This is a genomic window from Sphingomonas panaciterrae (assembly GCF_036890205.1).
Lineage (GTDB): Bacteria > Pseudomonadota > Alphaproteobacteria > Sphingomonadales > Sphingomonadaceae > Sphingomonas > Sphingomonas panaciterrae.
The window spans coordinates 539715-553678 of sequence record NZ_JAKNQR010000002.1 but is presented as its reverse complement, the minus strand read 5'-3'; the positions used below and the strand labels follow the sequence as shown (position 1 = coordinate 553678).

Here is a 13964-nt window from a genome sequence, read left to right as displayed (position 1 = left end):
CCGCTTCACGCGTCCCATCGCGGCCAAGATAGGCATCGCCCGCGTCACTTGCAGCCGCCGCCGCAATCGGCATAACACACTTAAGTCAGCCGGCTTACGATCGGCGGCGCTTAGGAGACGAGGATGGCCGTACCACATCCGTTGTTCGACCTGTCGGGCAAGGTTGCGTTGATTACCGGTGGCTCGCGCGGGCTGGGGCGCCAGATGGCGCTCGCCTTCGCGGATGCCGGCGCAGACATTATCGTGTCGAGCCGCAAGGCAGACGCCTGCGAGGCGGTGGTTGCCGAGGTGGAGGCGAAGGGCCGGCGCGCCGTCGCGATCCCGGCGCATGCGGCGAAGTGGGACGAGATGGACCGGCTTGCGGACGAGGCATGGGCTGCGTTCGGCAGGCTCGACATCCTGGTCGCCAACGCCGGCATGGGGCCGCTGGTCCCCAGCCACGAGGTGTCGGAGGCGTTGTTCGACAGCGTCGTCGGCCTGAACTTCAAGGGCCCGTTCCGGCCGATGGCCAACGTTGCCCATCGCATGGCGGAGGGGAAGGGCGGGGCGATCCTCGCGACCTCCTCGATCGCCTCGCTGCGCCCCACCCCGCGCGTTGTGCCCTATGCCGGGGCAAAGGCGGCGCTGAACGCGATGGTGGTCAGCATGGCGCATGAATATGGGCCAAAGGTCCGGATCAACGGCATCGCCGCCGGGCCGTTCCTGACCGACATTTCCAAGGCCTGGACCGAGGAGGCGCGCGAAACCGCCGACAACGCGGCTGGCCGCCCGGGCCGCCCGGAGGAGATCGTGACCAGCGCGCTCTACCTCGCAAGCCCAGCGTCAAGCTTCGTCACCGGCAGCGTCATTCGCTGCGACGGGGGCTGCTGATGAGCGCCGATCTAGAGGCAGGCGCCGTCGACGCTGCGTGGCTGACCAAGCGGCTGCGCGGGGCAGGCGTGTTGCGGGAGGCCAGCGTCGTCGATGTCACCGCGACCCCGGTCGGCGTCGGCATGCTCGGCGATTCGATCCGCTTCGAAATGCGCTATGACCGCGACGAGGGGGCGCCCGGATCGTTCGTCGGCAAGTTTGCCAGCGCTGATCCCACCAGCCGGCAGACCGGCGCGGGCTTCGGCCTCTATGAGCGCGAAGTCGGCTTCTACCGGCATATCGCGGATTCGGTGGCGATCCGCTCGCCCGGCTGCATCACGGCCGAGCATGACCCGGCCGACGGCACCTTCGCCCTGCTGCTGGAGGATCTGACGCCGTCACGGCCCGGCAACCAGCTGACCGGCTGCGACATCGCCGATGCCGAACGCGCGATGGAGCAGGCGGCGGCGCTGCACGGGCCGCGCTGGAACGACGCGACGCTGCGCGACCATGCCTTCCTCAACGTCAGCGGCGCGCGCGATTTCGTGATCAGCGTGTTTCCCGACTGCCTTGCCGAGTTCCACCGCCGCTATGACGGCATCCTGGAGCCGGAATATATGGCGGTGTGCGATCGCTACGGCGCGTTGATCGCCACCGCGAAGACGCCGGAGCCGGGCAATTTCACGCTGACCCATGGCGATTTCCGGCTCGACAATATGCTGTTCGACGCCCGCGATGGTGAGGTACCGCTGGCGGTGCTCGACTGGCAATCGCCGGCCATCGGGCTGGGCGCCGTCGACGTCGCCTATTTCATGGGCCTCGCCATCTCGATCGAGGATCGCCGCCGGCATGAGCGGCACCTGCTGGAATATTACCTCGATCATCTTCGCAGCTATGGCGTGCAAGATTATGATTACGATGACCTTTATCGAGACTATCGCCTGACGCTCCTGTCCGGCGTGTCGACCGCGGTTTTCGCCTCGGCATCGACCAAGCGTACCGAGCGCGGTGACGCGATGTTCCTTGCCATGGCGCGGGGCGGGTGTGCGCAGGCGATCGACTGCGACGCTCTCGCGCTGATGGCATGATGCGGCGTACCGCGGAGGGCATCGCATCATGGCAGGGCTGATCGAGGCAACCGCGCTAAGCGCGGGGGGCGATGACTATGTCGCCACGCTTGATCGCGACTGGGAAATCTGGGGACCGGCCGGCGGCTATCTTGCGGCCATCGCGCTGCGCGCCGTGCGGGAACGGGCGCTGGACGGGCACCGGCCCGTGACTCTGACCGGCCAGTTCGTGCGCGTGGCCCAGCCGGGCGAGCTCCAGATCTCGATCACGCCGCTCAAGGAAGGCGCGTCGGCACTCTATGCGGTCACATTGTCACAGGACGGGCAGCCGATCTTCCTGTCTCAGGTGTGGACCACCCGGCGTGCCGAACCGTCCGCCCCGATCCAGCCGGTGATGCCGGACGTTCCCCGCCCGGCGGTGCTGCGCAACCAGGAGGAGCTGAGCGCCGAGCGAGGTATCCAGCCCGGCAAGTTCTGGAAGAACCTGGAGGGCCGCCCGGTCGAGTTCCGCCTCCACGATGATCCGCCCGCGCAGCATCCCAACCAGCGCCGCTGGATGCGGTTTACGCAGTGGGACGAGGGGCAGGCCGATGACCTGTTCTTCGATGCGATGCGGACCGCGCTGTTGATCGACCTCGGCATCTGGCCGGGGCATTGGCATCGGCTGGAGGGAGCGGCCGGCTATCTTGCCCCATCGCTGGACCTGACCGTCTATTTCCACGGCAGCGAGCCGGCGGGCGCGTGGCTGTTGAGCGATGCCGACAGCGACGTGTCCGGCGACGGGCTGATCAGCGGGCGGGTGCGCATCTGGAGCGAGGCGGGCAGGGCGCTCGCGACGGGCAGCGGGCACTGCCTCGTCACCACGCCGCGCAGCCGCTGAGCGGCCCCGCGCCGGCCCGTCATGCCCGCGATCACTCGTCCGCGCGCGGCAGCCAGTCCATCAGGATCGCATTGACCTTTTCCGGGGCTTCCTGCTGCACCCAATGCGATACGCCGGGCAGGCGACGGATGGTGAGGTCCGCGACGTAGCGGTCGGTGCCGTCGAGCGTATCCAGACCGAGCGCCTTGTCCTGCTCCCCCCAGACGATCAGCGTCGGCACATCGACCTTGCCGTCGCCGATCCGCATGCTCGCGCGATGGCGGGCAGCGGCGCGGTACCAGTTGATCATGGCCGTCAGCGCGCCGGGGCGCTGGGCGGCCTCGGCATAGACGTCGAGGACCTGGTCGGGGAACCGGCTCTTGTCGATCGCCATGCCGCGGAATGACTCGCGCACGCCGCGCGCATTGCGGGCACCCATCATCCGTTCGGGCAGGAACGGCAGCTGGAAGAACGCCATGTACCAGCTGCGCCGGCGCTGCGGCCCATGCTTCAGCGCCTCGGCAAAGCACGCGGGATGGGGCAGGTTCATCACGATCAGCCGCTCGATCGGCCGTTTCTTCCAGATCGCGAACAGCCAGGCGATTGCCCCGCCCCAGTCATGCGCGACCAACGTCAGCTTCCTGGCGCCGCTGGCGTCGAACAAGGCGGCGGCATCCTCGACGATCTTGTCGGCCGTGTAGGATGCGACCCCCTTGGGCCGGTACGACGCGCCATAACCGCGCTGGTTGGGCGCCCACACGCGATATCCCATCCCGGCCAGCAACGGCATCTGGAAACGCCAGGAATAATTGAGTTCGGGAAATCCGTGGAGGCACAGGATGAGGTGATCGCCCTGGCCAGCCTCCGCCACTTCAAAGGTCTGGCCATTGGCGACGACCTCACGAATGGTGATGCCGCTTTCGGGGGCGGGGGACCAGCTGGGCGTCATGCGGTTTCTCCTGCGGCGGCTGATGCGGTTGCGGCAAAGCGTAGAAGGTTGGGCTGGCCGGTCCAGGCGGTCTGGCCGCCATCGGCGACGACAATCGCACCCGTGACATAGGAGGCCGCGTCCGAGGCGAGGAAGGCGATCACGTCCGCCATCTCCTCGGGCGTGCCCGCGCGGCCCATCGGGATGGTGTCATGCCATGCCGCCTCCAGGCCCGGCATCGCCTTCGCACCGGCAGTGAGCGGGGTGGCGATCAGGCCCGGGCACAGCGCGTTGACGCGAATGCCCTCGCGCGCATGGTCGATCGCCAGGCTGCGGGTGTAGTTGATCACCCCCGCCTTCGCCGCATTATAGGCGGTGAAGCCATAGTCGCCGGCCATGCCGGAAATGGAGGCGGTGTTGACGATCGCCGCCTTCCCCCCGGTCATGTGCGGGATTGCGGCACGGCAGGCGTAGAAGACGGCGTTGAGGTCGATCGCGATCACCCGTTCCCAGTTGTCCGGCGCCAGATCGGGCGTCCGCCCGAAACAGCCGATGCCGGCATTGTTGACCAGGATGTCGATCCGCCCGTGGCGATCCACCGCGGCCTCGACGAACGCCTCCACCGACGCGCGGTCCGCCACGTCCGCGGTAATCGCGGTCCCGCCAATCTCGTCGGCGACAGCGCGCGCCGGCGCCTCGGCCAGATCGACCACCACGACCTTCGCCCCTTCGCGCGCCATCAACCGCGCCGTTGCAGCGCCGATGCCGGAGCCGCCGCCCGTGATCACGGCGACCCTGTCCTGAAACCGCATCATCCTCTCCCCTGCATCCTCTTCCGCCGGCGCCTGTTGATTCGGCCTTCGCTTCAGGCCATCATAACTTTCGTTATGGCTGCCGGGAAAGAGCAGCCGGGGAGAGGGAAATGACGACTAGCAAGCGCGCCTGCATCATCGGTGCCGGCTGCTCGGGGTTCACGACGGCGAAGCGGTTGCAGGATGAAGGGATCTCGTTCGACTGTTTCGAGATGTCGGACGATATCGGCGGCAACTGGTATTATCGTAATCCCAACGGCCGGTCGGCCTGCTACCAGTCGCTGCACATCGACACATCGAAATGGCGGCTCGCGTTTGAGGATTATGCGGTCCCGGCCGACTGGCCCGATTTCCCCAGCCACGCGCAGCTTTGCCAGTATTTCCGCGACTATGTCGATCATTTTGACCTGCGTCGGCAGATCACGTTCAATACCGAGGTGACACGCGCGTCGCGGCGCCCCCGCGGCGGCTGGGACGTCACCCTGTCCACCGGCGAGACGCGAAGCTACGATGTGCTGTTCGTCTGCAACGGCCATCACTGGGACCCCAACGTGCCGGAATATCCCGGCACGTTCGATCGGCCGCACTTCCACGTTCACAGCTATCGCGATCCCTATGATCCGGTCGACCTGCGCGGCAAGAACGTCGTCGTCGTGGGCATGGGCAATTCGGCCATGGATGTGGCGAGCGAATTGTCGCAGCGGCACCTGGCGAAGAATCTGTGGGTGTCGGCCCGCCGCGGCGTGTGGGTGCTGCCCAAGATGGCGGGCGGCAAGCCGATGGACAAATCCGCCATGCCGACCTGGATGCCGCGTAAGCTCGGCAAGGCGCTGGCCCGCCGCGCGATCAAGAAACTGGTCGGGCGAATGGAGGATTATGGCCTGCCCAAGCCCGACCACGAGCCGCTCGACGCGCACCCCAGCGTCTCGGGCGAGTTCCTGACCCGGGCAAGCTGTGGCGACATCAAGTTCAAGCCCAATATCAAGGCGCTGGAGGGCACACGTGTCCGCTTCGATGATGACAGCGTCGAGGATGTGGACGCGATCATCTACGCCACCGGCTACCGCATCAGCTTCCCGTTCTTCGACGATCCGGCGCTGCTCCCCGACGCGCAGAACCGGTTCCCGCTGTTCAAGCGCATGGTGATCCCGGGCATCGACGATCTGTTCTTCATGGGCCTTGCCCAGCCGCTGCCGACGCTGGTCAACTTCGCCGAGCAGCAGTCGAAGCTGGCGGGCGCCTTCCTCGCCGGCCGCTACGCCTTGCCCAGCGTCGAGGACATGCGCCGCATCACCGCCGAGGATGAGGCGGTGGAGCTGGGCGATTATTACCAGTCCACGCGCCACACGATCCAGGTCGATTTCGCGCGCTATGTCGCCGATCTCCACAAGGAGATCGCCAAGGGCGAGCGGCGCGCCAAGGCCCGCACGGGCAGGATCGCGGCATGACCGACACGTTGGTGCGTGCAGCCGAACCCGTCGCGCTCGATGCAGGCGAGCGGGCGGCGCTGGTCGATACGGTGCGGCGCCTGCTGGCGGAGCGGTGCACCGAGCAGGACGTGCGCCGGATCATGGACAGCGAGAGCGGGCACGATCCGGCGCTGTGGCGCGCCCTGTGTGATCTGGGCCTGCCGGGCTTGCTGGTCCCCGCAGAGGCGGGCGGCACCGGGCTTGGCCCGGTCGAGCTTGAACTGGTGATGGAAGAGGTCGGCGCCGCGCTGTTGCCCGCCCCGATCATCTCGTCCGCGATTGCCGCTACTTTGTGTCCCGACTGGCCGGGGCTGGCCAATGGATCGTGCATTGCGGCGGTCGCCTTTGCCGGGCGGCACGACTGGGCCGGGCATAGCACGGTCGCCTGGAATGGGGAGCGGCTGACCGGCGTCGCCCGCTTCGTGCCGGACGCCGCCATCGCCGACACGGTGTTCGTCGTCTGCGATGACCAGATAGTCGCGGTCGCGCGCGATGCCATGACCGTCACGCCGCTGCCGGTGTTCGACGGCACCCGCCGCATGGCCGACGTGACGTTCCACGGCTCGGCGCAGCTGGTGTCGGATGGTGCGCGGATCGCCGCGGCGAAGGACATTGCGCTGGTGGCGCTCGCCGGTGAGCAGGCGGGCGGGGCACGCCGCATGCTGGAGATGACGGTCGCCTACGCGACGGAGCGTCACCAGTTCGGCCGCGCGATCGGCAGCTTCCAGGCGATCAAGCACATGGCCGCCGACCTGTTGCTCGAAAGCGAGTCCGCCACCTCCGCCGCCCGCGACGCCGCGCGCCAGCTGGCCGAGCGGACGGAGACGAAGGACGCCGCCATCGCGCTCGCGGCCTTCGCCTGCGCCGACGCCTTCGTCCGCGTGGCGAAGGACGGCATCCAGATGCATGGCGGCATCGCCTTCACCTGGGAGCATCCGGCGCACCTCTATCTCCGGCGCGCGCGATCGGCGGCGCAGCTCTACGGCGACAGCCAGATCTGGCGCGAACGCTACCTTCAGGCGCTGGAGGCGCAATCATGAGCGACGACGTGACCAACGACGATCTGCGCGCCGAGGTGGAGGCGTGGCTCGCCGCGAACTGGACCGGGCTTCCCGCCCACCACGAAAACTTCGGCCGCGATCCGCGCAGCGCATGGCTGGCCAAGGTGCGCGACGCCGGCTGGGCCGTGCCGCGCTGGACGCCGGAATGGGGCGGGCGAGGGCTGTCGAACGAACAGGCCCGCATTGTCGAGCGCGCCTTTGCCGCGGCCGGCGCACCGGGGGCGGGGCAGGACCGGTCGAACCTGTGGGCCAACACCGCGCTCGCCCACGCGACCGACAGCTTCAAGCGCAAGATCGTGCCGCAACTGCTCGCCGGGGAGGTCGGCATGTGCCTCCTCTATTCGGAGCCGGGCGCAGGCTCCGATCTGGCCGCCGTCCGCACGCGCGCGGAAAAGGTCGAGGGCGGCTGGCGGGTCACCGGGCAGAAGGTGTGGACCTCGGGCGCCGCGGTTGCCGATTACGGCATGCTGATCGCCCGCACCGACTGGGACGCGCCCAAGCATCGCGGGATCAGCTTCTTCTTCCTGCCGATGCGGCAGGAGGGCGTCGAGGTGCGCCCGCTGCGGCAGATCACCGACGAGGCGCATTTCAACGAGGTGTTCATCACCGACGCCTTCGTGCCGGAGGAGAACCTTCTGGGGCCGCTGAACGGCGGCTGGGGCGTGCTGCAGACGGCGCTCGCCTATGAGCGGTCGGTCATGGGCGATGCGGCGCGCGGTCCGCGATCCGGCGCTGGAGGGCCGAAGGGCGATTATGCGCTGCTCGGCCTCGCGCGGGAGGCCGGGCGGCTGGCCGATCCCGTGGTGCGGCAGGACGTGGCGCAGGTCATCGCCTGGCGCGCGCTCAACAAGCTCAATACGCAGCGCGCCAAGGCGGAACTGGCACAGGGCACCTCGTCGCCGATCATGTCGCTTGGCAAGCTGGCGATGAGCCGCATCCTGCATGAGGAGGCACGCGTGCGCACCATGTTGCTGGGCGCGGAAAGCCTGCTCGAAGGGCCTGATCATCCGCGCGCGGAGGACGCCAACTTCCTCACGCTGAACGCCTATTTCACCTCCATCGGCGGCGGCACCGACCAGATCCAGCGCAACATCATCGGTGAGCGCGTACTGGGGCTGCCGAAGGAGCCGGAAGTCGATCGGACGATCCCCTTTCGGGAGGTCCGCGCGGGATAGGTGGCGGCGTGCGGCTCGCGCGCGATGGGCCGCACGCCATCGCACGACAGGCACAGGCACAGGCACAGGCACAGGCACCGGGAACGGGCGGGGGAGGCACGATATGCGTTCGATCTTCATCACTGGCGGCGCGTCGGGGATCGGCCTTGCGGCGGCACGGCGCTTTGCCCGCGAAGGGTGGACGGTCGGGATCGGCGACATTGACGAGATCGGGATGCGCCGCGCCGCCGAGGAATTGAACCTCTCCACCTATCCGCTCGACGTGCGCGACCGGGGCCAATGGCGCAGTGCGCTGCAGGAGTTCGTCGGGACGACCGGTCGCCTCGACATCCTCCTGAACAATGCGGGGATCGCGCGCTACGGCATGTTCGAGGATGTGACCCCCGACGAAAGCGACCTGCAGATCGACATCAACGTCAAGGGCGTGGTCAACGGTGCCTATGCCGCCCTGCCGCACCTGAAGGCGACGCCCGGCAGCCGGCTGGTCAACGTGGCGTCGGTCGCCGGCATCGTCGGATCGCCCGGCCTCGCGGTCTATTCGGCCACCAAGCATGCGGTCCGCGGCCTGACCGAGGCGCTGGATGCCGAATGGACCCGGCATGGCGTCGATGTCACTTGCGTCATGCCGTTCTACGTGGAGACGCCGATCCTCGACGCGGGGTCGAAGGGCAGCAACCAGACGATCCGCGACGCGATCGGCAATTCACCCGTCTATACCGTGGAGGAAGCGGCCGATATGGTGTGGCAGGCGGCGCATGGCAGCGAGCGCGAATATATCGTCGGCAAGGCTGGCCGGCAGGCGCACTTCGCCCGCCGCTTCATGCCCGGCCGGCTGCGCAAGCGGCTGAAGGCGGCCTTCGCCTCCTGATTTACGGAGCGGTCGCCGCAGCCGCCTTGCTGGGCGGCGCTGCGGGTGCCGGGGTCTTGGGCCGGAACGCGCACAGGTCCGCCACCGGGCAGCGCCAGCATTCGGGCTTGCGTGCCTTGCAGATGTAGCGCCCGTGCAGGATCAGCCAGTGGTGCGCGTGGAGGCGGAATGGCTGGGGCACCACCTTTTCCAGCTTCAGCTCGACGGCGAGCGGCGTCTTGCCCTTGGCCAACCCCGTGCGATTACCGACGCGAAAGATATGGGTGTCGACGGCGAATGTCTCCGCGCCAAACGCGACATTCATCACCACATTGGCGGTCTTGCGCCCGACCCCGGCAAGCTGCTCCAGCGCCTCTTGATCCGCCGGCACCTCGCCGCCGTGCTGGTCGACCAGCGCCTGGCTCAGCGCGATGACGTTCTTCGCCTTGGCGTTGAACAGGCCGATCGTCTTGATGTGCTCGCGCAGCCCCTCTTCGCCCAGCGCCAGCATTTGCGCCGGCGTCTTCACTTCCGCGAACAGCCGGCGCGTCGCCTTGTTGACTCCGGCATCGGTGGCCTGGGCCGACAGGACCACCGCGACCAGCAACTGATAGGTGTTGCCGGATTCAAGCTCCGTCTCTGGGTGCGGGTTCGCCTCCGCCAGCCGTCGGAAGAATTCGAAGACGTCGGCGCGCTTCATCGGGTGGGCGTCACAGCCCCAGCACCTCTGCCATGGAATAGCGCCCGGCCGGCCGGTCGGCGAGCCACAGCGCCGCCTTCACCGCACCGCGCGCGAAGATCGATCGATCCTCCCCGCGATGGCCCAACTCGATCCGCTCACCCTCGCCGGCGAACACCACCAGATGGTCACCGACGACGGTGCCGCCGCGCAGCGAGGAAAAGCCGATCGTCCCTTCGGTGCGCGCGCCGACCAGACCGGCGCGGCCATCGACCCGCTCCTCGTTCAGCGTCGTGCGGCGCCCACGCGCCGCCGCCTCGCCCAGCAAGACGGCAGTGCCGGATGGCGCGTCCACCTTGTGCCGGTGGTGCATCTCGACGATTTCGATGTCCCAGTCGGACCCCAGTCGCTGCGCGGCTTCCTGCACCAGGATACCCAGCAGCGTGACGCCCAGCGAGGTATTGCCGGTCTGCAGCACGGCGATCTCCTGCGCCGCGCGGTCAATCATGGCGTGATGCGTCGGCAGCAGGCCAGTCGTGCCGATCACCATCGGTGTGCGCGCGGCGACGGCGGCGGCGAGATGAGATTCCAGCGCTGCCGGGGTGGAGAAATCAACCAGCACGTCCGCTGCATGGGCCAGCGGGACGGGATCGCCACCCGCATCGACGCCGCCCGCGATCCGCGCACCTTCATCTTCCGCGATGGTGGCGATCACGCGCCCCATGCGGCCTTCGCTTCCATAGATTCCGATCGCGGTCATGCGCGTCCTTCGGTGTTCATGCGGGCTCCCGATATCGTTGCTGTTCCGGCACGTCGAGTGGGACGCGGCGGTTGCAGTCGCGTGTCGAGGACCGAACGCTTATGCTGCCACCGATGAACGAAAAGAGAAGCATCCTGATCCTTACCGGCGCAGGGATTTCGGCAGAGAGCGGCCTCGCCACCTTTCGTGGTCCCGGCGGCTTGTGGGAAGGGCATCGCGTCGAGGATGTCTGCACGCCCGACGCGCTGGCCGCCGATCCGGCGCTGGTGCATCGGTTCTACGATCTGCGCCGGGCCGCCCTCAACGCGGTGGCGCCCAATGCTGCGCATGAGGCGCTGGCGCGGCTTGACGCCGAATGGGACCGGGACCTCCTGATCGTCACGCAGAATGTCGATGACCTGCACGAGCGTGCCGGGGCGCGGCGCCTGCTGCATATGCACGGCGAGCTGCGCTCCGCCTTGTGCCCCGCCTGCGGCGAACGGCGGGCGTGGCCCGATCCCTTGCCGCCGGGGGTGCGATGCCCGGCGTGCGCAGCGGGGGACCTGCGTCCCGACATCGTGTTCTTCGGGGAAATGCCGTACGGCATGGAGCAGATCGAGGCCGCGATCGCGACCTGCGACCTGTTTGTGTCGATCGGCACGTCGGGCGCCGTGTATCCGGCGGCTGGCTTCGTCCAACTGGCCAACCATCATGGCGCCCGGACGCTGGAGCTGAACCTCGATCAATCCGCCGGCAGCGGCTGGTTCGATGAAAGCAGGCTCGGCCCGGCCAGCACATTGGTGCCGGCCTGGGTGGACGAATTGCTGGCGGGTCAGTCGACCCAGTCGAGCCCGATGTCGCGATAGACCCCGCGATCCTCGTCCCAGCCCGGCTTCACCTTCACATGAAGGTAGAGGTGGACCGGGCGGTCGAGCAGCACGGCAAGCTCCGCGCGTGCCTTGGCCCCGATCTCCTTGATGCGCGCGCCGCCCTTGCCCAGCACGATGGCGCGCTGCGTCGGCCGTTCGACCAGGATCTGCTGGTGGATCTCCGCCGCACCATCGGCGCGATCGGTGAACTTCTCGGTCTCCACCGTCGCCGCATAGGGAAGCTCGGCATGGAGCTGGAGGTAGAGCTGCTCGCGCGTCACTTCCGCGGCCAGCGTCCGCTCGCTGGCGTCGGACACCTGGTCCTCCGGGAAATGCCACGGCCCCTCGGGCATGGCGGCGGCCAGCGCATGCTTGAGCTCCGGCAGGCCATCGCCGGTCGCCGCGCTGATGAAGAAGGTCTGCGCGAATGGGACAAGCGCGTTCAGCTTTTCGGCGTGCACCAGCAGCTTGGGCTTGTCCGCCAGGTCCACCTTGTTGAGGATCAGGAACTTGGGCTCGGGCCGGTCCTTGATCCGCTCCGCAATGTCGGTGACCTTGGGGCCGAGGCCACCCTTGGCGTCGACCACCAGCGCAACGACGTCCGCGCCTTCCGTTCCGCCCCAGGCGGCGGCCACCATGGCGCGGTCGAGCCGGCGCTTGGGATCGAAGATGCCGGGGGTATCGACCAGCAGGAGCTGCGTGTCGCCTTCGATCGCGACGCCCAGCAACCGCGTGCGGGTCGTCTGCGCCTTCGGGCTCACGATAGCCACCTTCTGCCCGACAAGCGCGTTGACGAGGGTGGACTTGCCGGCGTTCGGGGCGCCGAGCACGGCAACAAGGCCGCAACAGGTCATGGTCATTCCTTGCATTCTTCGCCGTTGCCATACTGGCCGCGACGGTCAGCGTCGAGGCCGTAGCGCGCCGCAGGCAGGCCGGCGGGCGGCCGATCCTAGCCCTTCTTGCGCTTCGGCGCGGCCGCCGTCAGCTCCTTCAGCAGGGTGCGGGCGGCATCGGTTTCCGCCTCCTGCTTGCTGCCACCGTCGGCGACTGCCTCGGCGAGTTTCGGGATCGTCACCCGGATCGTAAAGCGCGGCGCATGCCCCGGTCCGGACCGGTCGACCACCTCATAGACCGGCGGCTTGCGATTGTTGGCCGCCGCCCATTCCTGCAGTGCCGACTTGGGATGCTGCGGCGCAACGGCTTCGGCATGGAGCCGCGAAGCCCAGAGCCGCCGGACGACCGCGCGGGCAGGATCAAGACCGCGTTCGCGGAACAGCGTGCCGAGCAGCGCTTCCATGACGTCGCCCAGAATATTGTCGCTGTCGCTCGCCCCATCGTCGCGCGCCTGCTTGCCGAGCCTGAGATGCGCCTGCACGCCGATTTCGCGAGCAATGTCGGCGCACACGATGCCCGAGACGAGCGCGTTCAGACGCTTCGACAGCGCGCCTTCGGGCTCATCCGGGAACTCATCGAACAGCCATTCGGCCATCGCGAGGCCGAGCACGCGATCGCCCAGAAACTCCAGGCGTTCATAGTGCACGTCGCCGCGGCTCGCATGGGTGAGCGAGCGTTCCCAGAGCTTCAGATCCTGGGGGGATTCACCGAAATTGTCGGTGATCCATTGCCTGAGGTCACTCAAAGCCGCCGCCCAGTCGATCCCACCGCGCCGCGGTGAACCACGTCCATGGCAGCAGCCAATTTGCGGAGCCATCGGTCGACCAGAAGATCACCAGCGCCTTGCCCTCGACCCGCTCCATCGGGATGAAGCCCATACCCTGCACCTGTCCCGGCAGCGCTTCCTCTGCCGCGGGGAAGCGGCTGTCGGCTGAGTCGTCGCGGTTGTCGCCCATCAGGAAGACGTGACCCTCGGGCACCGTGTAGACGCCCGTGTCGTCGGCATCGGGGATGTAATGCTGGTCGAGCACATAATAGCTGCGCCCGCCGGGCAGCGTTTCGCGGTAGCGCGGAATGCGGCAGGTCGGTCCCTGCACGTCATTCTTGACGAAATCCGCCTCGCATTCGCGCGTGGTGAAATTGGGCGAGAGCGGCAGGACGAAGTCGGCCACCCGCTGCTTCGGGATCGCCTGACCGTTCAGGACCAGACGACCGCCGCGCATCTGCACCGTGTCGCCGGGAAGGCCGATCACCCGCTTGATCACGTCGTGATCGTCAGCGCCCTTGGATCGGAAAACGACCACGTCGCCGCGTTCTGGCGTATGGGGAAGCAGGCGTCCGGGTACCGGCGGGAAACCGAACGGCATCGACCAACGCGAATAACCGTAGTTCCATTTCGAGATGAACAGATAGTCGCCGATCAACAAGCGCGGCAGCATCGATTCCGACGGGATCGAGAAGGGCGCGAGGACGAAGCTGCGAAAGATCCAGACGACCAGGGCGAGCTTCAGGAGGAAGCGGATCGTCTCCGACATTTCGGACTTTTTCGCGGGCGAGGCACCCGTGGCGGGTTTGGGATCGGCCATGGATCGCGCGTTGCCGAACGCGGGCTGCACGTCAAGCGGCGGAACGATATGTTGCGCCTCCCGTTCGCGCTGAACTTGCCGTACGCCGGCTTTTTCGTTCTTACGGAGAACGATGCCGCGGGGTCAAATC

Annotated in this window: 15 protein-coding genes; 8 read left to right on the top strand and 7 right to left on the bottom strand. The window is 67.7% G+C overall.

Annotated elements, in window-relative coordinates:
• Positions 1-123: 123 nt before the first annotated feature.
• Genes L8F96_RS09635 through L8F96_RS09625 form a run of 3 tightly spaced genes read left to right on the top strand, consistent with a single transcriptional unit; the run spans position 124 to position 2796 of the window.
• Positions 124-870 (top strand): SDR family NAD(P)-dependent oxidoreductase, encoded by a 747-nt coding sequence (locus L8F96_RS09635; RefSeq protein ID WP_334655874.1) that lies wholly within the window; start codon positions 124-126, stop codon positions 868-870.
• Positions 870-1937 carry an oxidoreductase family protein gene (locus L8F96_RS09630; RefSeq protein WP_334655873.1) on the top strand — a complete coding sequence of 356 codons (1068 nt, stop codon included), beginning with the start codon at positions 870-872 and terminating at the stop codon, positions 1935-1937. Before L8F96_RS09635 ends, L8F96_RS09630 begins: the two co-directional genes overlap by 1 nt.
• Before the next feature lie 28 nt (positions 1938-1965).
• A complete protein-coding gene (locus tag L8F96_RS09625; RefSeq protein WP_334655872.1) occupies positions 1966-2796 on the top strand; it encodes a thioesterase family protein in 831 nt (276 codons plus the stop codon).
• A gap of 31 nt (positions 2797-2827) precedes the next feature.
• Here the strand turns inward: L8F96_RS09625 and L8F96_RS09620 are convergent, their stop codons facing one another.
• Positions 2828-3724: an alpha/beta fold hydrolase gene (locus tag L8F96_RS09620; RefSeq protein ID WP_334655871.1), complete on the bottom strand. Its 897-nt coding sequence runs from the start codon at positions 3722-3724 to the stop codon at positions 2828-2830.
• Positions 3721-4518, bottom strand: coding sequence for a meso-2,3-butanediol dehydrogenase (budC, locus tag L8F96_RS09615; RefSeq protein WP_334655870.1), 798 nt, complete (start codon positions 4516-4518; stop codon positions 3721-3723). Before budC ends, L8F96_RS09620 begins: the two co-directional genes overlap by 4 nt.
• 107 nt (positions 4519-4625) lie before the next feature.
• Between budC and L8F96_RS09610 the strand changes: the two genes are divergently transcribed.
• The 4 genes from L8F96_RS09610 to L8F96_RS09595 all read left to right on the top strand — a co-directional run bounded on the left by L8F96_RS09610 (position 4626) and on the right by L8F96_RS09595 (position 9088).
• A complete protein-coding gene (locus L8F96_RS09610) occupies positions 4626-5963 on the top strand; it encodes a flavin-containing monooxygenase (protein ID WP_046411282.1) in 1338 nt (445 codons plus the stop codon).
• Positions 5960-7024 carry an acyl-CoA dehydrogenase family protein gene (locus L8F96_RS09605; protein WP_334655869.1) on the top strand — a complete coding sequence of 355 codons (1065 nt, stop codon included), beginning with the start codon at positions 5960-5962 and terminating at the stop codon, positions 7022-7024. The genes L8F96_RS09610 and L8F96_RS09605 overlap by 4 nt, the downstream gene beginning before the upstream one ends.
• Positions 7021-8220 (top strand): acyl-CoA dehydrogenase family protein, encoded by a 1200-nt coding sequence (locus tag L8F96_RS09600; protein ID WP_334655868.1) that lies wholly within the window; start codon positions 7021-7023, stop codon positions 8218-8220. The genes L8F96_RS09605 and L8F96_RS09600 overlap by 4 nt, the downstream gene beginning before the upstream one ends.
• A gap of 103 nt (positions 8221-8323) precedes the next feature.
• On the top strand, positions 8324-9088 hold the full coding sequence (locus L8F96_RS09595) for an SDR family oxidoreductase (protein ID WP_334655867.1): 765 nt from the start codon (positions 8324-8326) through the stop codon (positions 9086-9088).
• Between the two features lies 1 nt (position 9089).
• On the opposite strand, the gene nth is transcribed toward L8F96_RS09595, so the two are convergent.
• Positions 9090-9767, bottom strand: a complete 678-nt coding sequence (gene nth / locus L8F96_RS09590) for an endonuclease III (RefSeq protein ID WP_334655866.1) — start codon at positions 9765-9767, stop codon at positions 9090-9092.
• Between the two features lie 10 nt (positions 9768-9777).
• Complete coding sequence (dapB, locus tag L8F96_RS09585; protein WP_046411276.1) at positions 9778-10506, bottom strand: 4-hydroxy-tetrahydrodipicolinate reductase; 729 nt, start codon at positions 10504-10506, stop codon at positions 9778-9780.
• 113 nt (positions 10507-10619) lie between these two features.
• Between dapB and L8F96_RS09580 the strand changes: the two genes are divergently transcribed.
• A complete protein-coding gene (locus tag L8F96_RS09580) occupies positions 10620-11351 on the top strand; it encodes an NAD-dependent deacylase (RefSeq protein ID WP_334655865.1) in 732 nt (243 codons plus the stop codon).
• Here L8F96_RS09580 and era read toward each other — a convergent pair.
• The 3 genes from era to lepB all read right to left on the bottom strand — a co-directional run bounded on the left by era (position 11318) and on the right by lepB (position 13834).
• Positions 11318-12214, bottom strand: a complete 897-nt coding sequence (gene era, locus L8F96_RS09575) for a GTPase Era (RefSeq protein WP_334655864.1) — start codon at positions 12212-12214, stop codon at positions 11318-11320. The two genes, L8F96_RS09580 and era, sit on opposite strands and share 34 nt — an antisense overlap.
• A gap of 89 nt (positions 12215-12303) precedes the next feature.
• Positions 12304-12993, bottom strand: coding sequence for a ribonuclease III (rnc, locus tag L8F96_RS09570; RefSeq protein ID WP_334655863.1), 690 nt, complete (start codon positions 12991-12993; stop codon positions 12304-12306).
• The gene (gene lepB, locus L8F96_RS09565) at positions 12986-13834 is read right to left on the bottom strand and encodes a signal peptidase I (protein WP_334655862.1); all 849 of its coding nucleotides are present in this window, start codon (positions 13832-13834) and stop codon (positions 12986-12988) included. The genes rnc and lepB overlap by 8 nt, the downstream gene beginning before the upstream one ends.
• Positions 13835-13964: the final 130 nt, after the last annotated feature.